Source organism: Klebsiella sp. CN_Kp106 (assembly GCF_040064575.1).
In the GTDB taxonomy this organism is placed as follows: domain Bacteria; phylum Pseudomonadota; class Gammaproteobacteria; order Enterobacterales; family Enterobacteriaceae; genus Klebsiella; species Klebsiella michiganensis.
Map to the genome: position 1 here is coordinate 34,636 of NZ_JBEAIG010000004.1, position 16,799 is coordinate 51,434.

The window sequence follows — 16,799 nt, forward strand, 5'->3', positions numbered from 1 at the left end:
GGCGATAATAAAAAAGCCCGGCGGATGCGGGCTTTAGGTTTTTGATGCTGGCGGATAGCTTATTTGCTTTTCTTGATGTGCTTAATCAAGCGTTTACGCTTACGCATCTGGTTCGGCGTCAGGGTATTGCGTTTGTTGGCAAACGGGTTTTCCCCTTCCTTGAACTGAATACGAATCGGCGTGCCCATCACTTCCAGCGATTTACGGAAGTAGTTCATCAGGTAGCGTTTATAAGAATCCGGCAGATCTTTAACCTGGTTACCGTGAATAACCACGATCGGCGGGTTATAACCACCGGCGTGGGCATATTTCAGCTTCACGCGACGGCCGCGCACCAGCGGCGGCTGATGGTCTTCAGCAGCCATGGTCATGATGCGGGTCAGCATAGCGGTACCCACGCGACGGGTTGCGCTGTCGTACGCCTCGCGCACGGATTCAAACAGATTGCCTACGCCGCTGCCGTGCAGCGCGGAGATAAAGTGCACGCGGGCAAAGTCGATAAAGCCCAGACGGAAGTCGAGGGTCTCTTTCACCTGCTCTTTTACTTCCTGGCTCAGGCCGTCCCATTTATTGACGACAATCACCAGCGAACGACCGCTGTTGAGGATAAAGCCCAGCAGGGAGAGATCCTGATCGGAAATCCCTTCGCGCGCATCAATCACCAGCAGCACCACGTTGGCGTCTTCAATCGCCTGCAGCGTTTTGATCACCGAGAATTTTTCGACGACATCGGTAATTTTGCCGCGCTTGCGCACGCCTGCGGTATCGATAAGGACGTATTCACGCTCATCGCGCTGCATCGGGATGTAGATGCTGTCGCGAGTGGTTCCCGGCATATCGTAAACCACCACACGATCTTCACCCAGGATACGGTTGGTGAGCGTTGATTTACCCACGTTCGGGCGGCCCACAATCGCCAGCTTAATCGGCAGATCCTGCGGGTTAAAATCATCTTCCGGCTCTTCAAGCGCTTCGCCGTTCTGCTCGGCTTCGAACTGCGCCCAGTATGCCGCGTCTTCGTCCACTTCTTCCGGCGGGTTCACCTCGTCAACCCACGGCAGCAGCACGTGCTCGAGCAGGCTGGTGACGCCGCGGCCATGGGAAGCGGCGATAGGATAAATCTCGCCTAACCCCAGCGACCAAAAATCGGCAATCGCCTGATCGGCATCGATACCGTCAGTTTTGTTTGCCACCAGGAAAGTCGGTTTCTCACGGGAGCGCAGATGTTTCGCAATTGCCGAATCCGCCGGCATCAGGCCCGCACGCGCATCGACCATAAACAGCACCACGTCCGCTTCTTCAATCGCCAGCAGCGACTGTTCCGCCATTCGCGTTTCTACGCCATCTTCGGTACCGTCGATCCCGCCGGTATCGATACAGATAAATTCGCGGCCTTCCACTTCAGCACGACCGTACTTACGGTCACGAGTCAGCCCCGGGAAATCCGCGACCAACGCATCGCGAGTGCGCGTTAAGCGGTTAAAGAGCGTGGATTTTCCAACGTTAGGGCGCCCGACAAGCGCGACCACAGGTATCATGTTAAATGCCTCATACAAAAATCGATACAACGCCCGTTTTCACGGCGTTTTTAAAAAAGCCAAAACGGCCCCTGTCTGCCAGGGGCCGTTTCTCAAAAATAGACTACCGCTGTTGTTAACGCGTAATCGCGTACAGCGTGCCGTCTTTCGCCTGAATCAGCAGTTTGCCGTCAGCAACAACCGGATCGGTCAGGAAGCCTGAGCTGTCCACCTTCTGCTGAGCCACAAAGTGACCATCTTCAGGGTTGACCCAGTGCATATAGCCTTCGCTATCGCCAACAACCAGATTGCCATTATACAGCACAGGCGCAGTCAGCAGACGGTGCAGCAGATCGCTTTGCGTCCACAGCGTCACGCCGCCGTCGGTGGTGAGCGCCAGCAGACGGTCATTCTGGTCAACCAGGTAAATACGGTTGCCGTCGACAATGAAATCGTTCACTGAACCCAGCTCGCGTTTCCACATAATCTGGCCGCTGCGCAGATCCAGCGCCGTCAGGTTACCGTTGTAGGCCAGCGCGTAAATCACGCCGTTCACGATAACCGGCGTCGTGTCGACGTCGTTAAGCCGGTCGATTTCCGTCGGACCGGTCGCGGTAGAGATACGCTGCTGCCAAATCATCTGGCCCTGCTGCATCAGCACCGCGCTGACGCGACCGTTGTCGCCGCCCACAATAGCTGCGCCGTAGGCGGTAGCCGGAGCGGATTCGCCGCGCAGGGAGAGCGCTGGCATATCAAGGTTAACGGTCCATTTCACCGCGCCATCGGCTTCGTTCAGCGCCTGAAGCTGACCGTTAGTGGTATGAATCAGCACCATGCCGTCGCTGACGACCGGACGAGAAATCGCTTCACCCGCCACGCTCGCTTCCCACGCGACGGTACCGTCGCTGGTGTTCAGCGCATAAACTTTCGCTTTTTCGCTACCGATATAAACGTGGCCGCCGGAGACGGTCACGCCGCCGGAGAGCAGCGCAGGCGCGCGGGAGAACCAGCCGTCTTTCTCTGCCAGATTAACCGACCACACCTCTTTGCCGTCGCCTGAATTAAGGGCTTTAACGGTACCTTTACGATCGGCGGCATACACAACGCCATCAGCAAAAGCCGGGTGCAGATTAGAGTAGAATTCGCCAATACCGCCGCCAACGGAGGTGCTCCAGGAGGTGGACGGCGTAAACTGGTTTTCCACCGTCGGCAGTGGCGACATTTTCACCACATCTTCTTCGCTGTTAAACAGCGAACAGCCGCTCAATAAGGTAACGGAAAGCAGCCCTGGCAGAAGTAATTTACGCAATTGCATCGAGTCCCTCTCAGATGGACAAATTATTTATTTTCATACGCATCATTTCGCTGAGCGCCGGTGAGGCATCGCTTTTCGCGCCCGCTTCCCATGCTGCTTTCGCCCCTTGCTTATCGCCTTTGCTCAGCAGGATCTCGCCGCGCAGGTCAGCGACAATCGCGGTCCAGCCTTCGCCTTTTACGGCATCCAGGGTTTTCAGCGCGGCATCAGGCTGCTTAAGCTGCAGCTGGACGCGAGCAAGACGCATATTGATAACCGATTTCAGGTTATCATCAGAAGCGGCCGTAAGCCCCTGCTGAAGCTGCTTTTCAGCGTTCTGCAGGTCGTTTTTATCGACAAACTGCTGCGCCAGCTCAAGAGAAGCAAACGCACCATAGGTGTTTTTGCTGTCGGCGGCAAATTTCTGCGCAGCGTTCAGCGCTTCTGGTTTATCCGATTTGAGGGCGGAAATCGCATTTTCATAAGCCAGGGACGAGCCTCTGGCGGTATCCAACTGATGGGAGGTCCAGTAGCGCCAGCCAACCAGCGCGCCAACGCCCAAAATCACCCCAACGGCCAGCGCCTTGCCATTTTCAGCAAAGAAACGCTTCAGCGCGTCGACCTGATCGTTTTCGTTATTGTAAAGTTCCACGCAGTCCTTCTCCTGACTAATGATTCCCGGGAGATTAACCCAGAAGTGTGCGCAAATGCGCGGCAACGCTATCCTGCGTTACGGTAGTTTGCTCTCCTGAGCGTAAATCTTTCACTACCACGTTTCCGTCAGCGATTTCTGATTCGCCCAGCACCAGCGCAACGCGAGCGCCCCATTTATCAGCGCGCGCAAACTGCTTCTTAAAGTTGCCGCCGCCGTGGTTGGTCATCAGCTTAACGCCGGGTAACGCATCGCGTACCTGTTCAGCCAGACGCATTGCTGCGGACTGGGTGTCAGTTCCGGAGGCTACCAGGTATATATCGACAACAGGATCGGCTTTAAATTCCGGATTCACTGCCTGAACCAGTAAAACAAGACGTTCCAGCCCCATCGCAAAGCCGACGCCAGGGGTTGCGCGACCGCCAAGCTGCTCAACCAGACCATCGTAACGGCCGCCGGCGCAGACGGTGCCCTGGGAACCGAGGCTGGTGGTGACCCACTCAAACACGGTGCGGTTGTAATAGTCGAGACCGCGCACCAGACGCTGATTCACGGTATAGCGGATACCGGCATCATCCAGCAGCGCGCAAAGTCCCGCAAAATGCGCTCTGGACTCTTCATCAAGATAGTCGCCCAGCGTCGGGGCGTCGTTCAGCAGCGCCTGGACGTCCGGGTTTTTAGAATCCAGCACGCGCAGCGGGTTAGTGTACATGCGGCGTTTGCAGTCTTCGTCCAGCTTATCTTTATACTGCTCAAGATAGGCCACCAGCGCGTCGCGATAGTTAGCGCGAGCCTCCAGCGAACCGATAGAGTTCAGCTCCAGCGCAACGTGGCTGGAGATGCCCAGCTCGCGCCACCAGCGGGCGGTCAGCATAATCAGCTCGGCATCAATATCCGGCCCCTGCAGACCGAACGCTTCCGCGCCAATCTGGTGGAACTGGCGATAACGCCCTTTTTGCGGACGTTCGTGGCGGAACATCGGCCCGATATACCACAGGCGCTGTTCTTGATTGTACAGGAGACCATGTTCGATGCCGGCGCGTACGCAGCCAGCGGTACCTTCCGGACGCAGAGTCAGGCTATCGCCGTTACGGTCCTCAAAGGTGTACATCTCTTTTTCAACCACGTCGGTCACTTCGCCGATAGCGCGTTTGAATAACGGGGTCTGCTCTACAATCGGCAAACGGATTTCGCTGTAACCGTAGCTACCAAGCACCTGCTTCAGTGAGCCTTCAATGCGCTGCCAGAGAGCGGTTTCGCCCGGCAGATAATCGTTCATGCCACGGATGGCTTGAATGTTCTTTGCCACGTTTATTCTCTTTATATATACAAAAATGAACCCCGGCGCCTCGCGCCCGCAGGTTCAATCATACACGGGAAGCGTATCGCTTCCCAACACGTTATTTCGCTTCAACCTGCTGAATATCGATGCGACGCGCCTCATCAAGCATCGATGCTTTAGCGCGAATACGCGCTTCCAGCTGATCGATCATATCGTCGTTATCCAGTCTGTCTTTACGTACGCCGTCTTCGTACAGGCCGCTTTTCTTGTTGCCGCCGGTCACGCCGAGGGTGGAAACCAGCGCCTCGCCGGGACCGTTTACCACGCAGCCAATGATCGAAATATCCATCGGCGTAATGATATCTTCCAGCCGCTGCTCCAGCGCGTTAACGGTACCGATAACGTCAAACTCCTGACGTGAACATGTCGGACAGGCAATGAAGTTGATCCCGCGAGAGCGAATGCGCAGCGACTTGAGAATATCGAAGCCCACTTTGATCTCTTCAACCGGATCCGCCGCCAGAGAAACGCGCAGCGTATCGCCGATCCCTTCAGACAGCAGCAGGCCGAGGCCGATCGCGGACTTCACCGCGCCGCTGCGCGCCCCGCCCGCTTCGGTGATCCCGAGGTGCAGAGGCTGATCGATCTGTTTCGCCAGCAGGCGGTAGGATTCAACCGCCAGGAACACATCGGAAGCTTTCACGCTGACTTTAAACTGATCGAAGTTAAGACGATCGAGGTGATCGACATGGCGCATTGCCGATTCCAGCAGCGCCTGCGGGGTGGGTTCACCGTATTTTTCCTGGAGATCTTTTTCCAGAGAACCGGCATTCACCCCGATACGGATAGGGATGTTTTTATCGCGAGCGCAGTCCACCACCATGCGGATACGCTCTTCGTTGCCGATATTGCCCGGGTTAATGCGCAGGCAATCAACGCCGTATTCCGCTACCTTCAGGGCAATGCGGTAATCGAAGTGGATATCGGCAACCAGCGGTACGCTAACCTGCTGTTTGATAAGCTTGAACGCTTCCGCCGCATCCATCGTTGGTACCGAAACGCGCACGATATCCGCGCCAACGCGCTCAAGGGCTTTAATTTGATTTACCGTCGCCGCCACATCGGTGGTGCGCGTGTTTGTCATCGACTGTACGGCGATGGGAGCGCCATCGCCAATCGGCACATTCCCAACGTAAATTCGCTTTGATTTTCTACGTTGAATCGGAGCCTGGTTATGCATGAAAAATCTCCCGCGTTACCCGTCTGTTACTGCGCCGGTGATTGTTCGGCATTGAGGGTCAGACGTGCAACCTGGTTAGTTCTGATAAAACGACTCAAATCGACTGGTTTACCCAGATACTGTATCTGTACCGCCGCCGGGGCACCGATTTTCAGCTTATAAGGCGCCTGGCCGCTCAGATTGAGGTTACCGCCTTTACGCTGTAAACCGCTGAACAGCTTTTTACCGGTCGCATCGCTCACTTCCAGCCAGCAGTCGGCGGTAAAATTCAGCACCAGATCCTGGGCGGAGGCCGCCGCAGCGGTCACGTTTGCCTGGTCGGTCGGTAACGGCGAAGTTGCCGGCGCTGCCGCCGTATCGACGTTGGCCTGAGAAGGCGCGACAACGGCGTTATTCTCGGCCGGAGCCGGGGCCGGAGTCGACGCCGCTGGCGCCGGAGACGTTTCTACAGGCGCGCTGTTGGCGGCGGTATCCGGTGCAGAATTCGCCGATTGATTATCCAGAGGGATGCTTTGGCTGTTGCTATCGCCCGCATTCAGTTCGGCGGAGGATTGATCGGCCATCGTGGAGATCTCGTCCTGCTGCGCTTTGTGGTCCTGCCACCACCAGGCGCCGCTGAGGCCAATCACCACGAACAGCACCAGCCAGGTAAAGCTCATTAGCCAGCCGTCGCGCTTTTTACGGCGTTTACCCAGCGAGAAGCTCTGCATGGGGGCAACTTTCGCCGCCCGGATCGGAGCCTGCTTGGCCATCATCGGCAGCAGCTCTTCTTCAGGAATGTGCACAAGGCGGGCATAAGAGCGGATATAGCCGCGCAGGAAGGTTGAAGCAAGATCGGCGGGTGCCTTATCGTCTTCAATATCACGAACCGTGGAAACCTTCAGGCATAAGCGTTCAGCCACCGCCTGCTGGCTGAGCCCGAGTTGTTCGCGGGCATTACGCAGACGCGCGCCCGTGGTGTTTGCTTCTTGATGGTCTTGAGTGGCTTCAGTATTCATTCGCTACAACTACTGGTACGTGAAATTTAAAATTCAGCGCCGGTGACCCCGCGCCGCGAGACATCTGCTCAACGTCAGACAAACAGTATAAGTCCGTATGACCTGGTATCACAGAGACTTATCAATATTGAATGCTAAGCGGTTGTTGTACCGCTACATACTGCCTCAAAGTCGACAAAAACGCACCGTAATTATTAACCACAACAGCGTATTTCGCCCGGCGATTCCACATAAATATGCAGCGCACCGCCAGGGCTGTGCGCTGCATCATTGATTATCAGACCGCCTTCACGTCGATGGCTTCGCCCTGCATACGTTTACGCAGCGTACGCTTGGTACGGTCGATAACGTCGCCGGCCAGCTGACCGCAGGCGGCATCAATATCGTCGCCGCGGGTTTTACGCACGATCGTGGTGAAACCATACTCCATTAACACCTTGGAGAAACGGTCGATACGGCTGTTGGAGCTACGGCCATACGGCGCGCCCGGGAAGGGGTTCCATGGGATCAGGTTGATCTTGCACGGCGTATCTTTCAGCAGCGCGGCCAGCTCGTGCGCATGCTCGGTGCCGTCGTTGACGTGATCCAGCATGACGTATTCGATAGTGACGCGTCCCTGGTTGGCGTTGGACTTCGAAATATAGCCACGCACCGAGTTCAGGAAGGTCTCAATATTGTATTTCTTGTTGATCGGCACGATTTCATCACGAATGGTATCGTTCGGCGCGTGCAGAGAGATGGCCAGCGCGACGTCAATCATATCGCCAAGCTTATCGAGCGCCGGCACCACGCCGGAAGTGGAGAGCGTGACGCGACGTTTAGAGAGACCAAAGCCGAAGTCGTCGAGCATGATCTCCATGGCCGGCACCACGTTAGTCAGGTTCAGCAGCGGCTCGCCCATCCCCATCATCACCACGTTGGTAATCGGACGTACGCCGGTGGTCTTCACCGCGCCGACGATTTTCGCCGCGCGCCAGACCTGGCCGATAATTTCCGAAACCCGCAGGTTGCGGTTAAAGCCCTGCTGGGCCGTAGAGCAGAATTTACACTCCAGCGCGCAGCCCACCTGGGAAGAAACGCACAAGGTGGCGCGATCGTCTTCCGGGATATACACGGTTTCGACGCGCTGATCGCCAACGGCAATCGCCCACTTAATGGTACCGTCGCTGGAGCGCTGCTCTTCAACGACTTCCGGGGCGCGAATCTCCGCGACTTCCTTTAATTTGCCGCGCAGAACTTTGTTGATATCGGTCATCTCATCAAAGTTATCGCAGCAGTAGTGATACATCCATTTCATCACCTGATCGGCGCGGAAAGGCTTTTCGCCCATGTTTTTGAAAAACTCGCGCAGCTGCTGACGATTCAAATCCAGCAGGTTGATTTTGGCATCTTTGTTCGGCACCGTCAGAGCGGCGCTATCAGGTGTGACTATTTGTTCAGACATAATTGATTCCGGCCTCGTTATTACACGTTATGGCCCCTGGAGGGTTGAAAAAAGAAACGCCCCGGGAGCGACTGCTCATCCGGGGCGCTGTATTCTACAAATTCTGGTCCATCAATACCACGTTTGCACGCAGCAATGATGAAAAAATCTGTAACTGCCTGGCAGATCCTCTAAGGATTTTCGATTGTCGCAAGGCGGTAAGCAAGCGAAGCCCCGGGAGCAAAGATAAGCGACCGGGGTGAACGCGCGCAGCCAACACCGCGATAGTCGAAAAGACGACGAGGATGGGTATCTCCAAAGTATTTTACGTCACGGCGAGGCGGCGAATTCGCAAATCCCGGGAGCATAGATAACTATGTGACCGGGGTGCGCGAATGAAGCCAACAAAGCGGTGGCGTGAAAGACGCGGGAGATTAGCGGGTGCGCGGACAAACCTCGCCTTCAGCAAAGAAAAACGCGATCTCGCGCGCAGCGGATTCAACGGAATCGGAACCGTGGGTGCCGTTCTCGGTGAAGCTGTCAGCGTAGTCTGCGCGCAGGGTACCCGCCAGCGCGTTCGCCGGGTTGGTTGCGCCCAGCAGGTCACGATGACGCTGAACCGCATTTTCGCCTTCCAGCACGGAAACCACGATCGGGCCGGAAGTCATGAATTCAACCAGACCGTCAAAGAACGGGCGACCTTCGTGCTCAGCATAGAAGCCGCGAGCCTGCTCAACGGTCAGATGCAGCATTTTGGTGCCAACAATTTTGAACCCTGCAGCTTCAAAGCGAGAAAAGATGCCGCCAATAACGTTTTTTGCCACCGCGTTTGGTTTGATGATGGAAAAAGTACGTTCAATAGCCATGATAACCTCTTTATATATGTTGTTCTGTTTTGCAGATGAGCAGATGAGACCGATAAATACGGCGCGAATTATAATCATCATCTAAGGCGATTGCCTATGTGTTTAGGTAACATTTTTTTAAAAAAAAGCGACCTTAAACAACAAATCCCGCCAATTAAGGCACGTTACGTTTATTGCACGGTGAAGTTCGCGGCAACAATTTGCCCCGCCTCGTCCATCACCACCAGCTGATAACGGTCAGGGCGATCGATGTTAAGGGTCGCGCTGGCGCCTTCCGCCGACAGAGGCTCACCGTTAAGAAACCACCAGCGGCGCCCTTCCCCGCCGGTCGTTTGCAGCGGCAGCATCACCTTTTGCTCGCCGGGCAGCCGTTTAACCACCGCGCCTTCACGAAGACCGGAGAGCACCAGCGGAGCGGCATCAGCGGTTTGCACCGGCGGACACGCCGCCGAAACCGCAGGCAGCCTTACGCGACGCCGTTCGCCTGCGGGTAGCCAGGGTTCAAGCGGCAGCGGCCAGACGTCGAGGCTTTTCTCTACCGCGCCGGGGCAATCTGCCGCCACCCGCAGCCCTTTCTCATTCAGCCACACCGGGAAGCGAATCCCGCGAATACCTTCCTGGCCGGGCAGCAGCAGGGTCGGCGGCTGGCTCTCATCGAGCAGCCAGGTGGCCAGCCGTCGGCGGCAGTTCGCGTCGCCCGCGGGTAAATTCTGCCCGCCGGGCCAGCAAACCGTCCCGGCGCTGACCGACGACGGGCGAGGGTCGGCAGGCAATCCGCCGCGGCTCATCGCCGGGCGCGCCAGCAGCATATTATTCACCTGGTTCAGCAGCGGCACCGCGCTGGCGAAGCCAAACTGCCCGACGACCGGCGTGCCGTCGGGTCGCCCGGTCCAGATACCTATCAGATAGCGGGCGTTCACGCCGATCGCCCAGGCATCGCGGTAGCCGTAGCTGGTTCCGGTTTTCCACGCCAGCGGCACCACCTGCACCAGCGACGCATCGGGCACCGGCTGCGCTTCGCCGGCCAGTATGCGCCGCACGATCCACGCGGCGCCCGGCGACAGCAGCGGCCTCTCAACCAGCGGTGAGTCTGGCGTGATGCGCAATTGTCCCGCCTTACCATGGCGGGCAAACGCGCTGTACGCCGCCACGATATCCGCCAGACGCGCGCCGCCTCCGCCGAGGATCAGCGACAGATTCGGCTCCGCGCCGGCGGGCAGCATCAGCGGTAATCCGGCATTGCGTAGCCTGGCGGCAAAACGCTTCGGCTCGTAGGCCTCCAGCACCTGCACTGCCGGAAGGTTCAGCGAGCGAACCAGCGCGTCGCTGGCGCTCACCGGCCCGTGAAAACCGCTGTCAAAATTCCCCGGCCGGTAGTCGCTAAACCGTCGCGGCACATCCTGTAACAACGAAGCCGGATGGATCAGCCCCTCATCCAGCGCCATACCATAAACAAACGGTTTCAGAACCGAGCCCGGGGAGCGGATCGCCGAGACCATATCAATATGACCAAAGCGGCTATCATCGTTGATATCCACCGACCCTACCCAACCGCGCACCTTCATATTGGTATGGTCAACTACAATCATCGCTAAAGAGCTGCGCGGCGGCAGGCGCGATTTCCAGTTCAGCGCCAGGTCTTCCAGCTGCCGCTGCAGTCCGGCATCCAGCGTCGTTACCACCTTCTCTGCGCGGCTGCTCGCCAGCGCGCGGCGGGCAAAAAGCGGCGCCAGCTGCGGCATCTGCCGCGGAAAGAGCCAGACGGGCTCTTCGATAGCTTCTCGTACCGGCTGCGCCGGCCACACGCCCTGATTTTCCATCCGCAGCAGCACTTTATCGCGCGCCGCCTGCGCTCGCTCCGGCCAGCGATCCGGACGCAGCCTGCTCGGCGCCTGCGGCAGTACCGCCAGCAGCGCCGCTTCGCCATAGCTAAGCTGCGCGGGCGGTTTACCGAGATAGGCCCAGCTGGCTGCGCCTATCCCCTGCAGCGTACCGCCGAACGGCGCCCGGTTGAGGTAGAGCGTGAGGATCTCGCTTTTTGACAGATGCCACTCCAGCTGCAGCGCGCGCCATAGCTGACGCAGCTTGCCGCCGAAGGTTCGGGGATGCGGATCGAGCAGGCGCGCCACCTGCATGGTCAGGGTGCTGCCCCCAGAGATCACCCGCCCGGAAGTGAGATCCTGCCAGGCGGCGCGAACGATCGAGAACGGATTAACGCCGGGGTGATCCCAGAACCAGCGATCTTCATACTGGATCAGCGCCTGTAAATAGCGCGGCGAAACGTCAGCCAGGGTCACCGGATAGCGCCAGACGCCCTGCGCGTCGGCGAAACGCCACAGCGGCGTCCCGTCTTCCGCCACCACCACTCGGGCAGGCGTCACCTCGCGCAGCGGCAGCGGCCACAGGCGATCGGCGGCCAGCAGCAGCAGCCACAGCAAAAAAATAAACGCCGCCAGCCAGCGCCAGCGGCGTTTAATGCGCTTCAGTGCCCGCATTTAGGGTACAACGGTGAGCGGTCCGCTGGCCGCGCCGGTTGCCCGCCACTGCGGCACGTACATTGACTCGACCTGCGGCTGCGGTACCTGATAGGTGCCCGGCGTCACCGCGCGCGCCAGATAAACCAGCGTCACCGGCTGGCCTTCATTGATAGCCACCGCGGCGACGAAGCGATCGTCGCGAAACTCAATGTGCTGAATATCGGCCTGCTGCATCTGGTTAAGCAGATTCTGCACCACCTCGCCGTTCTCCTGCAGGCTGGCGCTGCTGTTGGCCAGATTCTGGTTTTCCAACTCCAGCCCCGCCGGGAGTAAATCCACCACCAGCGCGTCCGGGACGTTACGCTTAGCCGTCACTTCCAGCTTCACCAACACCAGTTCGCCGCTGCGCAGCGAAGAGAGCGATTTCTGCTGGCCCTGGGTATCGAAAATTTGCCGTTCAATGCCAAGCACGTTGCCCCCCGGCTGCGGCGCGTTCTGCGGATAGCCGCTGCTGTCGAGACGGAGCCACAGCGGCTGCTGGCCGGTATTGGTCACCTGCAAGGCCGCCAGCTGGTCGCCGGTCAGGTTGCGGGTTTGCGCTTTCTCGCCGGAGAGCGGTTCGGCCTGCACGGAGGTTTGCGCCTGCCAGCTGCCGGGGAGATCCTGCAGCGTACGCCCGGCCAGGAACAGGGCGTTACTCTCCTGCGTCGAGAGCCAGCGCTGGCCGTAGGCTTCGTCCGCCAGATGGCTGAGCAGCGTATTTTGCGCTTCCGGCAGCAGTTTGTTCTCCTCCAGCAGCGCCAGCTTCAGCGCATCATCGCGCAGCTCGCTGCCGTAATCGCCGAGCCAGCGGTTCGCGTCCTGCCGCGGCGTCGTCAGCGCCAGCTTCAGGGCTTCGTCGCCGCGCGGCGCATCGCCCATCAATTTCAGGGCCACGCCCAGCTGCAGCAGCGGCAGACCGGAACGCGCCTGGTCGTGACGGCTCCAGATTTCGCGCAGCGCGCCGAGCGGCGCTTTCTGCTGCCGGGCCAGTACCAGCGCGGCGTAGGCCTGAGCGGCAAAGCGGCTGGCCTGGGCATCATCGCTATAGCGGACGGACATCAGCCCCGGCTCCTGTAAATAACGCAGCAGGCGCTGGTTGCCGTTATTGACGGCGTTCGTTGGTACGCTGTAGCCCTGCTCGCCCGCCCGGACGAGGAAGTCCATCGCGTAGGCGCTCAACCAGTACTCCTCCGGCCCTTCTTTATCCCACAGGGCGAAACCGCCATCATCGCGCTGCATCTGCAGCAGACGAGAAATGCCGATATCCACCGCCGCGCGTCGCTTTTCATCGCTATCGCCGCCGATCCCCAGGGCTTTAAGCTGGGCGGCGTTGGTATAGAGCGACGGGAACAGCCCGCTGGTGGTCTGCTCCAGGCAGCCGTAAGGATAGGCTTTCAGGTCGCGTATATAGCGCGCCAGGTTCAGCGGCGGCTTGCCGCTGAACACCAGCTGCCCCTGCAACGTGGCCGGCGAGAAGCCCTCACTTTGCGCCGCCGGAGCCTGCCAGCTTTCACCCGGCTGGAGGACAGCGCCGGAATTCACGGTTTGCGCCGGGAAAGCCGGACGCACGCCCAGCTGCCACTGCTTCTGCATCGGCGCGAAGGTTTCACCCGGCAGGTTCAGGCCGCTGATGGTGGCATTCACCTGACCATCGCCAAAGCCTTGCTGCGCGCGAACCGGCACAAACAGGGTGCTGCGCGCGCCGGGAGCCAGATGCACCGGCGGTATTTCTCCCCCTTCAAGCTGCAGCAGACCGCTGGCGGCCAGCGCAACGTTGAGGGTCTGCGGCTTATCGGTCAGATTGCTGAGATCCAGCGCCAGGCGAGTGGTATCTCCGCTGGCGAGGAAGCGCGGCATATTCAGCTCGGCAATAACCGGCGCCGCCACGATCGTTTTTCCTTCGCTGCTGCCAAAATCCTCTGCGGTCCACGCCTGGGCCATAACCCGCAGTTCGCCGTTAAAGTCGCCAATCGGCAAAGTCACCGTCCCTTCGCCTTTCTCATCCAGCACCACCGGCTGCGCCTGCTGAGCGATAATCGTCACGTGATTAACCGGCGGTTTGCCGCCGCGTTTGAGTTCATCACCGTCGCCGCCGAAGCGCAGGCTGGCGAGTCTCCCCTGCCCTTCGATCACCTGACCATAGATATCGTAAATATCGGCGCCGTAGCGTTTCTGGCCAAAGAAGGCGTTCCACGGATCCGGCGTTGCATAGTCGGTGATATTGAGTACGCCGCTATCGACGGCGGAGAGCAGCATGTTAACCTGTTTCGGCGTCTCGCCTCCTTTGACGCTGGCCTTAACGTTGACCGTTAGCGGCTGGTTGGGGCGCATTTTATCCGGCGCTTCCAGCGTCAGGTTCAGACGGCGATTTTCATCGCCAAGCGGCAGATGCAGCAGACCCACCGCCCGTTTTGGCGTCGCGGACTGGGATTTATCCCCCGGACGAATCACCAGGGTGCTGAGGTAGAGGTCGTGACGATTCCACGCTTTATCCACCGGGATCGATAACTCCATCCCTTCCGCCGGGACGTCAATCTCCTGCCACCACAGCGGCCCTTCGCTTGATTCCACCAGCGCGTAGCCTTTACCGGCTGCCGGAGCGGCGATATGCAGCTTGATCGTATCGCCCGGTTTATAGGTCGGTTTGTCCAGCTTCATGGTGACGCGGTCCGGACGCGCCGCCCCCTGGCCATCGCTGTTATCCTGCCAGCTGTATCCGGCCCAGAAGCGCGCGCTGCTGACCGCATCATCCGGCCCTTTAACTTCCAGGCGATAAGAACCCCACTCGACCGGGAAGCTCACTTTCGCCGTTTGTCCGGCTGAAATATCCAGCGACTCCTCGCCTTCCTGAAGATCTTTTTGATCGAACTGCGACTGCCAGCCTTCGCTCTCGGACCAGTTCCAGTAGTAATCGCGGCGTTCGCGAATCAACCGAACCTGCAGCCCGGAGACCGCTTTCTTCTCACCTTTGGCGTCGGCATACACAATCTCAAACGCGGCGGTGCCGTTTTCATCCACCACCGGCTGCTTGATAGTGCTGTCGGTGCGATAGTCGTAAACCTCTTTCAGGGCAAATTCCGGTCGGATACCCGGCAGCGTTTCGGCCGGCCAGATCGGCTGCCTGACGGTGCGCGTGACCGGTCTGCCGCCGGACTCCAGCAGGCTGGCCTGCAGGATCACCTGCAGCGGCGAGCGACTCTCCTGCCACTGGCTGGCGGCGGTGACTTCCGCATGTCCGCGATCGTCCAGGGTGGTCTGCACTTCATCCAGGCTGCGGGAAAGGTTCTCTTCGGCAATGTCGCCAAACTGGAAGCCCGGCAGCGCAGGCACCGCATCGCGCAGCGGACGCAGGAACAGTTTACCCTGCAGCGAGTTGCCGCTGGCCGGCGCGCCGTACAGATACGCCCCGCTCACGGCAAAGCTGACATCCGCAGCCGGCGAAACCGGGGCATTTTGCGCCGTGAGATTCAGCGCCATGCGCTCAGGCATAAAATCTTCAACGTGAAAATCCCACTCGCGCGGCTGGTTGTCGCCGGTGCTGGCGCGAATGTGCCACATCCCGGTCGCCGCGCCGCTATCGAGCGGATAAGTCAACTGATACAGGCCGTTAACCGGTTTGCTGACCGTCGAACGAATAACCTGGCCATCCGGCTGCACGACTTCCAGCTTCACCGGCTGCTCGGGGAGCGGTTTACCGTCACTATCGCGCAGTAGCGCGTTGAGAATAACCGTTTCGCCCGGACGATAGAGATCCCGTGGGCCAAACATAAATAGCTGCTTGCTGAAGCCCGGCGCGCCGGCGATGGAAAATTCAGCCAGGTCCAGCGCCGGAAGTTTGAGATCCAGCAGAGTGGTTTGCCCGTCCTTACGCGCCAGCAGCAGCGCCGCTTCTTTGTCCGTTTGCAGCGTCACGTGCCCCTGAGCGTCGCTCTTCGCCTGCGCCAGGGTTTGCCCTTTGGCGTTCAGCAGCTGCACATCGATACCGGACTGCGCCGCGCCGTTTTCCAGGCTCTGGGTAAAGACATCCAGCCGGTTGTGGTAGCGGTGCGCGGATACGCCGATATCGCTGAGGGTGAACAGCGTCGCGGCGTTGCTATAGCTGTAGCGGCCCGCCTGGTTCATCACCGCGATATAGACGCCCGGCTCCTGCAACGGCTTGATATCCGCCAGCGGCAGCAGCAGTTTTTCGCGCGTATTGCGCGCCGGGTTAAGGTCAAAACGGCCGGTGTAGACCAGATCGGCCATCTTCAGCAGCTCGTCCGACTCCCAGTTGCTCAGGGAATTGCGGTATTCCCATTGGCTGACGAAGGCGGAGAGCGATTCAGGTTTGATGCGGAAAAAATTGACGTCGATGTTATCGACATTCAGCGCCATCACCGGCAGTCCGGCCACCACTTTCCCCGGCAGCAGCGAGCCGCGGCTGGCAAAGCCGATGCTCGGGGCGATATCGCGGGTGGTAATGGTTTTTTCAACGCTGCTGTCTAAGGTCGCTTTATTCAGCGCGGTCAGGGTGGGGTCAAGCGAAACGATCAGCTCGCGTTTTGGCTCAAGATGGCGTAGACGCAGCTCTTTAAGGTTGGGCGCCAGCTCCCATGCCCCATCGACTTTGCCGCTTTTTTTGTCGACCAGATGCACGCTGCGGGAGAAATCCTGATCCGGCTGCAGAGGAATAGAGAAGGTCAACACCAGCGTCGCCGCGCCGTCGAGCTGAACCTCAGAAGCATCCAGCAGCGTTAACGCTTTGCCTTTGCTTTTTTCAGCCAGCGCCGCCAGCTGGGCGCTGTCCGGCTTTGCGGGCGCGCTATCTGACGCCGCGGATGGCGCCGACGCGACCGCCTGCGGTTTGCCGCTGTCGTCACAGGCGGTCAACGATAGCGCGGTAAGTAGCGCCAGAGATAGCGCCGCCAAACGAAATGGTTTCATCCTTCTAACCCCTCGGCCCGCAGGCCAGATAATTTCAGTGAACACATTATTATGCGTTAACGGCAGAATTACCAATAGCGCGCTA

Annotated in this window: 10 protein-coding genes; all 10 read right to left on the minus strand. The window is 58.9% G+C overall.

Annotation, left to right across the window (positions count from 1 at the left end):
- Positions 1-59: 59 nt before the first annotated feature.
- The 10 genes from der to ABLU96_RS03980 all read right to left on the minus strand — a co-directional run bounded on the left by der (position 60) and on the right by ABLU96_RS03980 (position 16,714).
- Positions 60-1,538: a ribosome biogenesis GTPase Der gene (gene der / locus ABLU96_RS03935; RefSeq protein ID WP_014230361.1), complete on the minus strand. Its 1,479-nt coding sequence runs from the start codon at positions 1,536-1,538 to the stop codon at positions 60-62.
- A 115-nt stretch (positions 1,539-1,653) separates the two neighbouring features.
- Positions 1,654-2,832: an outer membrane protein assembly factor BamB gene (gene bamB, locus ABLU96_RS03940; RefSeq protein ID WP_004104478.1), complete on the minus strand. Its 1,179-nt coding sequence runs from the start codon at positions 2,830-2,832 to the stop codon at positions 1,654-1,656.
- Between the two features lie 10 nt (positions 2,833-2,842).
- Entirely contained in the window at positions 2,843-3,463 is a 621-nt protein-coding gene (locus tag ABLU96_RS03945) for a YfgM family protein (RefSeq protein ID WP_004853194.1), read from the minus strand.
- A gap of 34 nt (positions 3,464-3,497) precedes the next feature.
- Positions 3,498-4,772 (minus strand): histidine--tRNA ligase, encoded by a 1,275-nt coding sequence (gene hisS / locus ABLU96_RS03950; protein WP_014230362.1) that lies wholly within the window; start codon positions 4,770-4,772, stop codon positions 3,498-3,500.
- Positions 4,773-4,863: 91 nt separating this feature from the next.
- Entirely contained in the window at positions 4,864-5,985 is a 1,122-nt protein-coding gene (gene ispG / locus ABLU96_RS03955) for a flavodoxin-dependent (E)-4-hydroxy-3-methylbut-2-enyl-diphosphate synthase (protein WP_004104485.1), read from the minus strand.
- Positions 5,986-6,011: 26 nt separating this feature from the next.
- Positions 6,012-6,983 (minus strand): cytoskeleton protein RodZ, encoded by a 972-nt coding sequence (gene rodZ / locus ABLU96_RS03960; RefSeq protein ID WP_025106603.1) that lies wholly within the window; start codon positions 6,981-6,983, stop codon positions 6,012-6,014.
- A gap of 277 nt (positions 6,984-7,260) precedes the next feature.
- Positions 7,261-8,427, minus strand: a complete 1,167-nt coding sequence (locus ABLU96_RS03965) for a bifunctional tRNA (adenosine(37)-C2)-methyltransferase TrmG/ribosomal RNA large subunit methyltransferase RlmN (RefSeq protein ID WP_004123586.1) — start codon at positions 8,425-8,427, stop codon at positions 7,261-7,263.
- A gap of 413 nt (positions 8,428-8,840) precedes the next feature.
- Entirely contained in the window at positions 8,841-9,272 is a 432-nt protein-coding gene (ndk, locus tag ABLU96_RS03970; protein ID WP_004114414.1) for a nucleoside-diphosphate kinase, read from the minus strand.
- 170 nt (positions 9,273-9,442) lie between these two features.
- A complete protein-coding gene (gene pbpC / locus ABLU96_RS03975) occupies positions 9,443-11,767 on the minus strand; it encodes a peptidoglycan glycosyltransferase PbpC (protein ID WP_233933110.1) in 2,325 nt (774 codons plus the stop codon).
- Positions 11,768-16,714: an alpha-2-macroglobulin gene (locus tag ABLU96_RS03980; RefSeq protein WP_064407122.1), complete on the minus strand. Its 4,947-nt coding sequence runs from the start codon at positions 16,712-16,714 to the stop codon at positions 11,768-11,770.
- Between the last annotated feature and the right edge of the window lie 85 nt (positions 16,715-16,799).

Excerpts from the sequence above, each read along its gene's own strand:
- der (WP_014230361.1), bottom strand. The coding sequence starts at position 1,538 with ATGATACCTGTGGTCGCGCTTGTCGGGCGCCCTAACGTTGGAAAATCC.
- bamB (WP_004104478.1), bottom strand. The coding sequence starts at position 2,832 with ATGCAATTGCGTAAATTACTTCTGCCAGGGCTGCTTTCCGTTACCTTA.
- ispG (WP_004104485.1), bottom strand. The coding sequence starts at position 5,985 with ATGCATAACCAGGCTCCGATTCAACGTAGAAAATCAAAGCGAATTTAC.
- rodZ (WP_025106603.1), bottom strand. The coding sequence starts at position 6,983 with ATGAATACTGAAGCCACTCAAGACCATCAAGAAGCAAACACCACGGGC.
- ABLU96_RS03965 (WP_004123586.1), bottom strand. The coding sequence starts at position 8,427 with ATGTCTGAACAAATAGTCACACCTGATAGCGCCGCTCTGACGGTGCCG.
- ndk (WP_004114414.1), bottom strand. The coding sequence starts at position 9,272 with ATGGCTATTGAACGTACTTTTTCCATCATCAAACCAAACGCGGTGGCA.
- pbpC (WP_233933110.1), bottom strand. The coding sequence starts at position 11,767 with ATGCGGGCACTGAAGCGCATTAAACGCCGCTGGCGCTGGCTGGCGGCG.
- ABLU96_RS03980 (WP_064407122.1), bottom strand. The coding sequence starts at position 16,714 with ATGAAACCATTTCGTTTGGCGGCGCTATCTCTGGCGCTACTTACCGCG.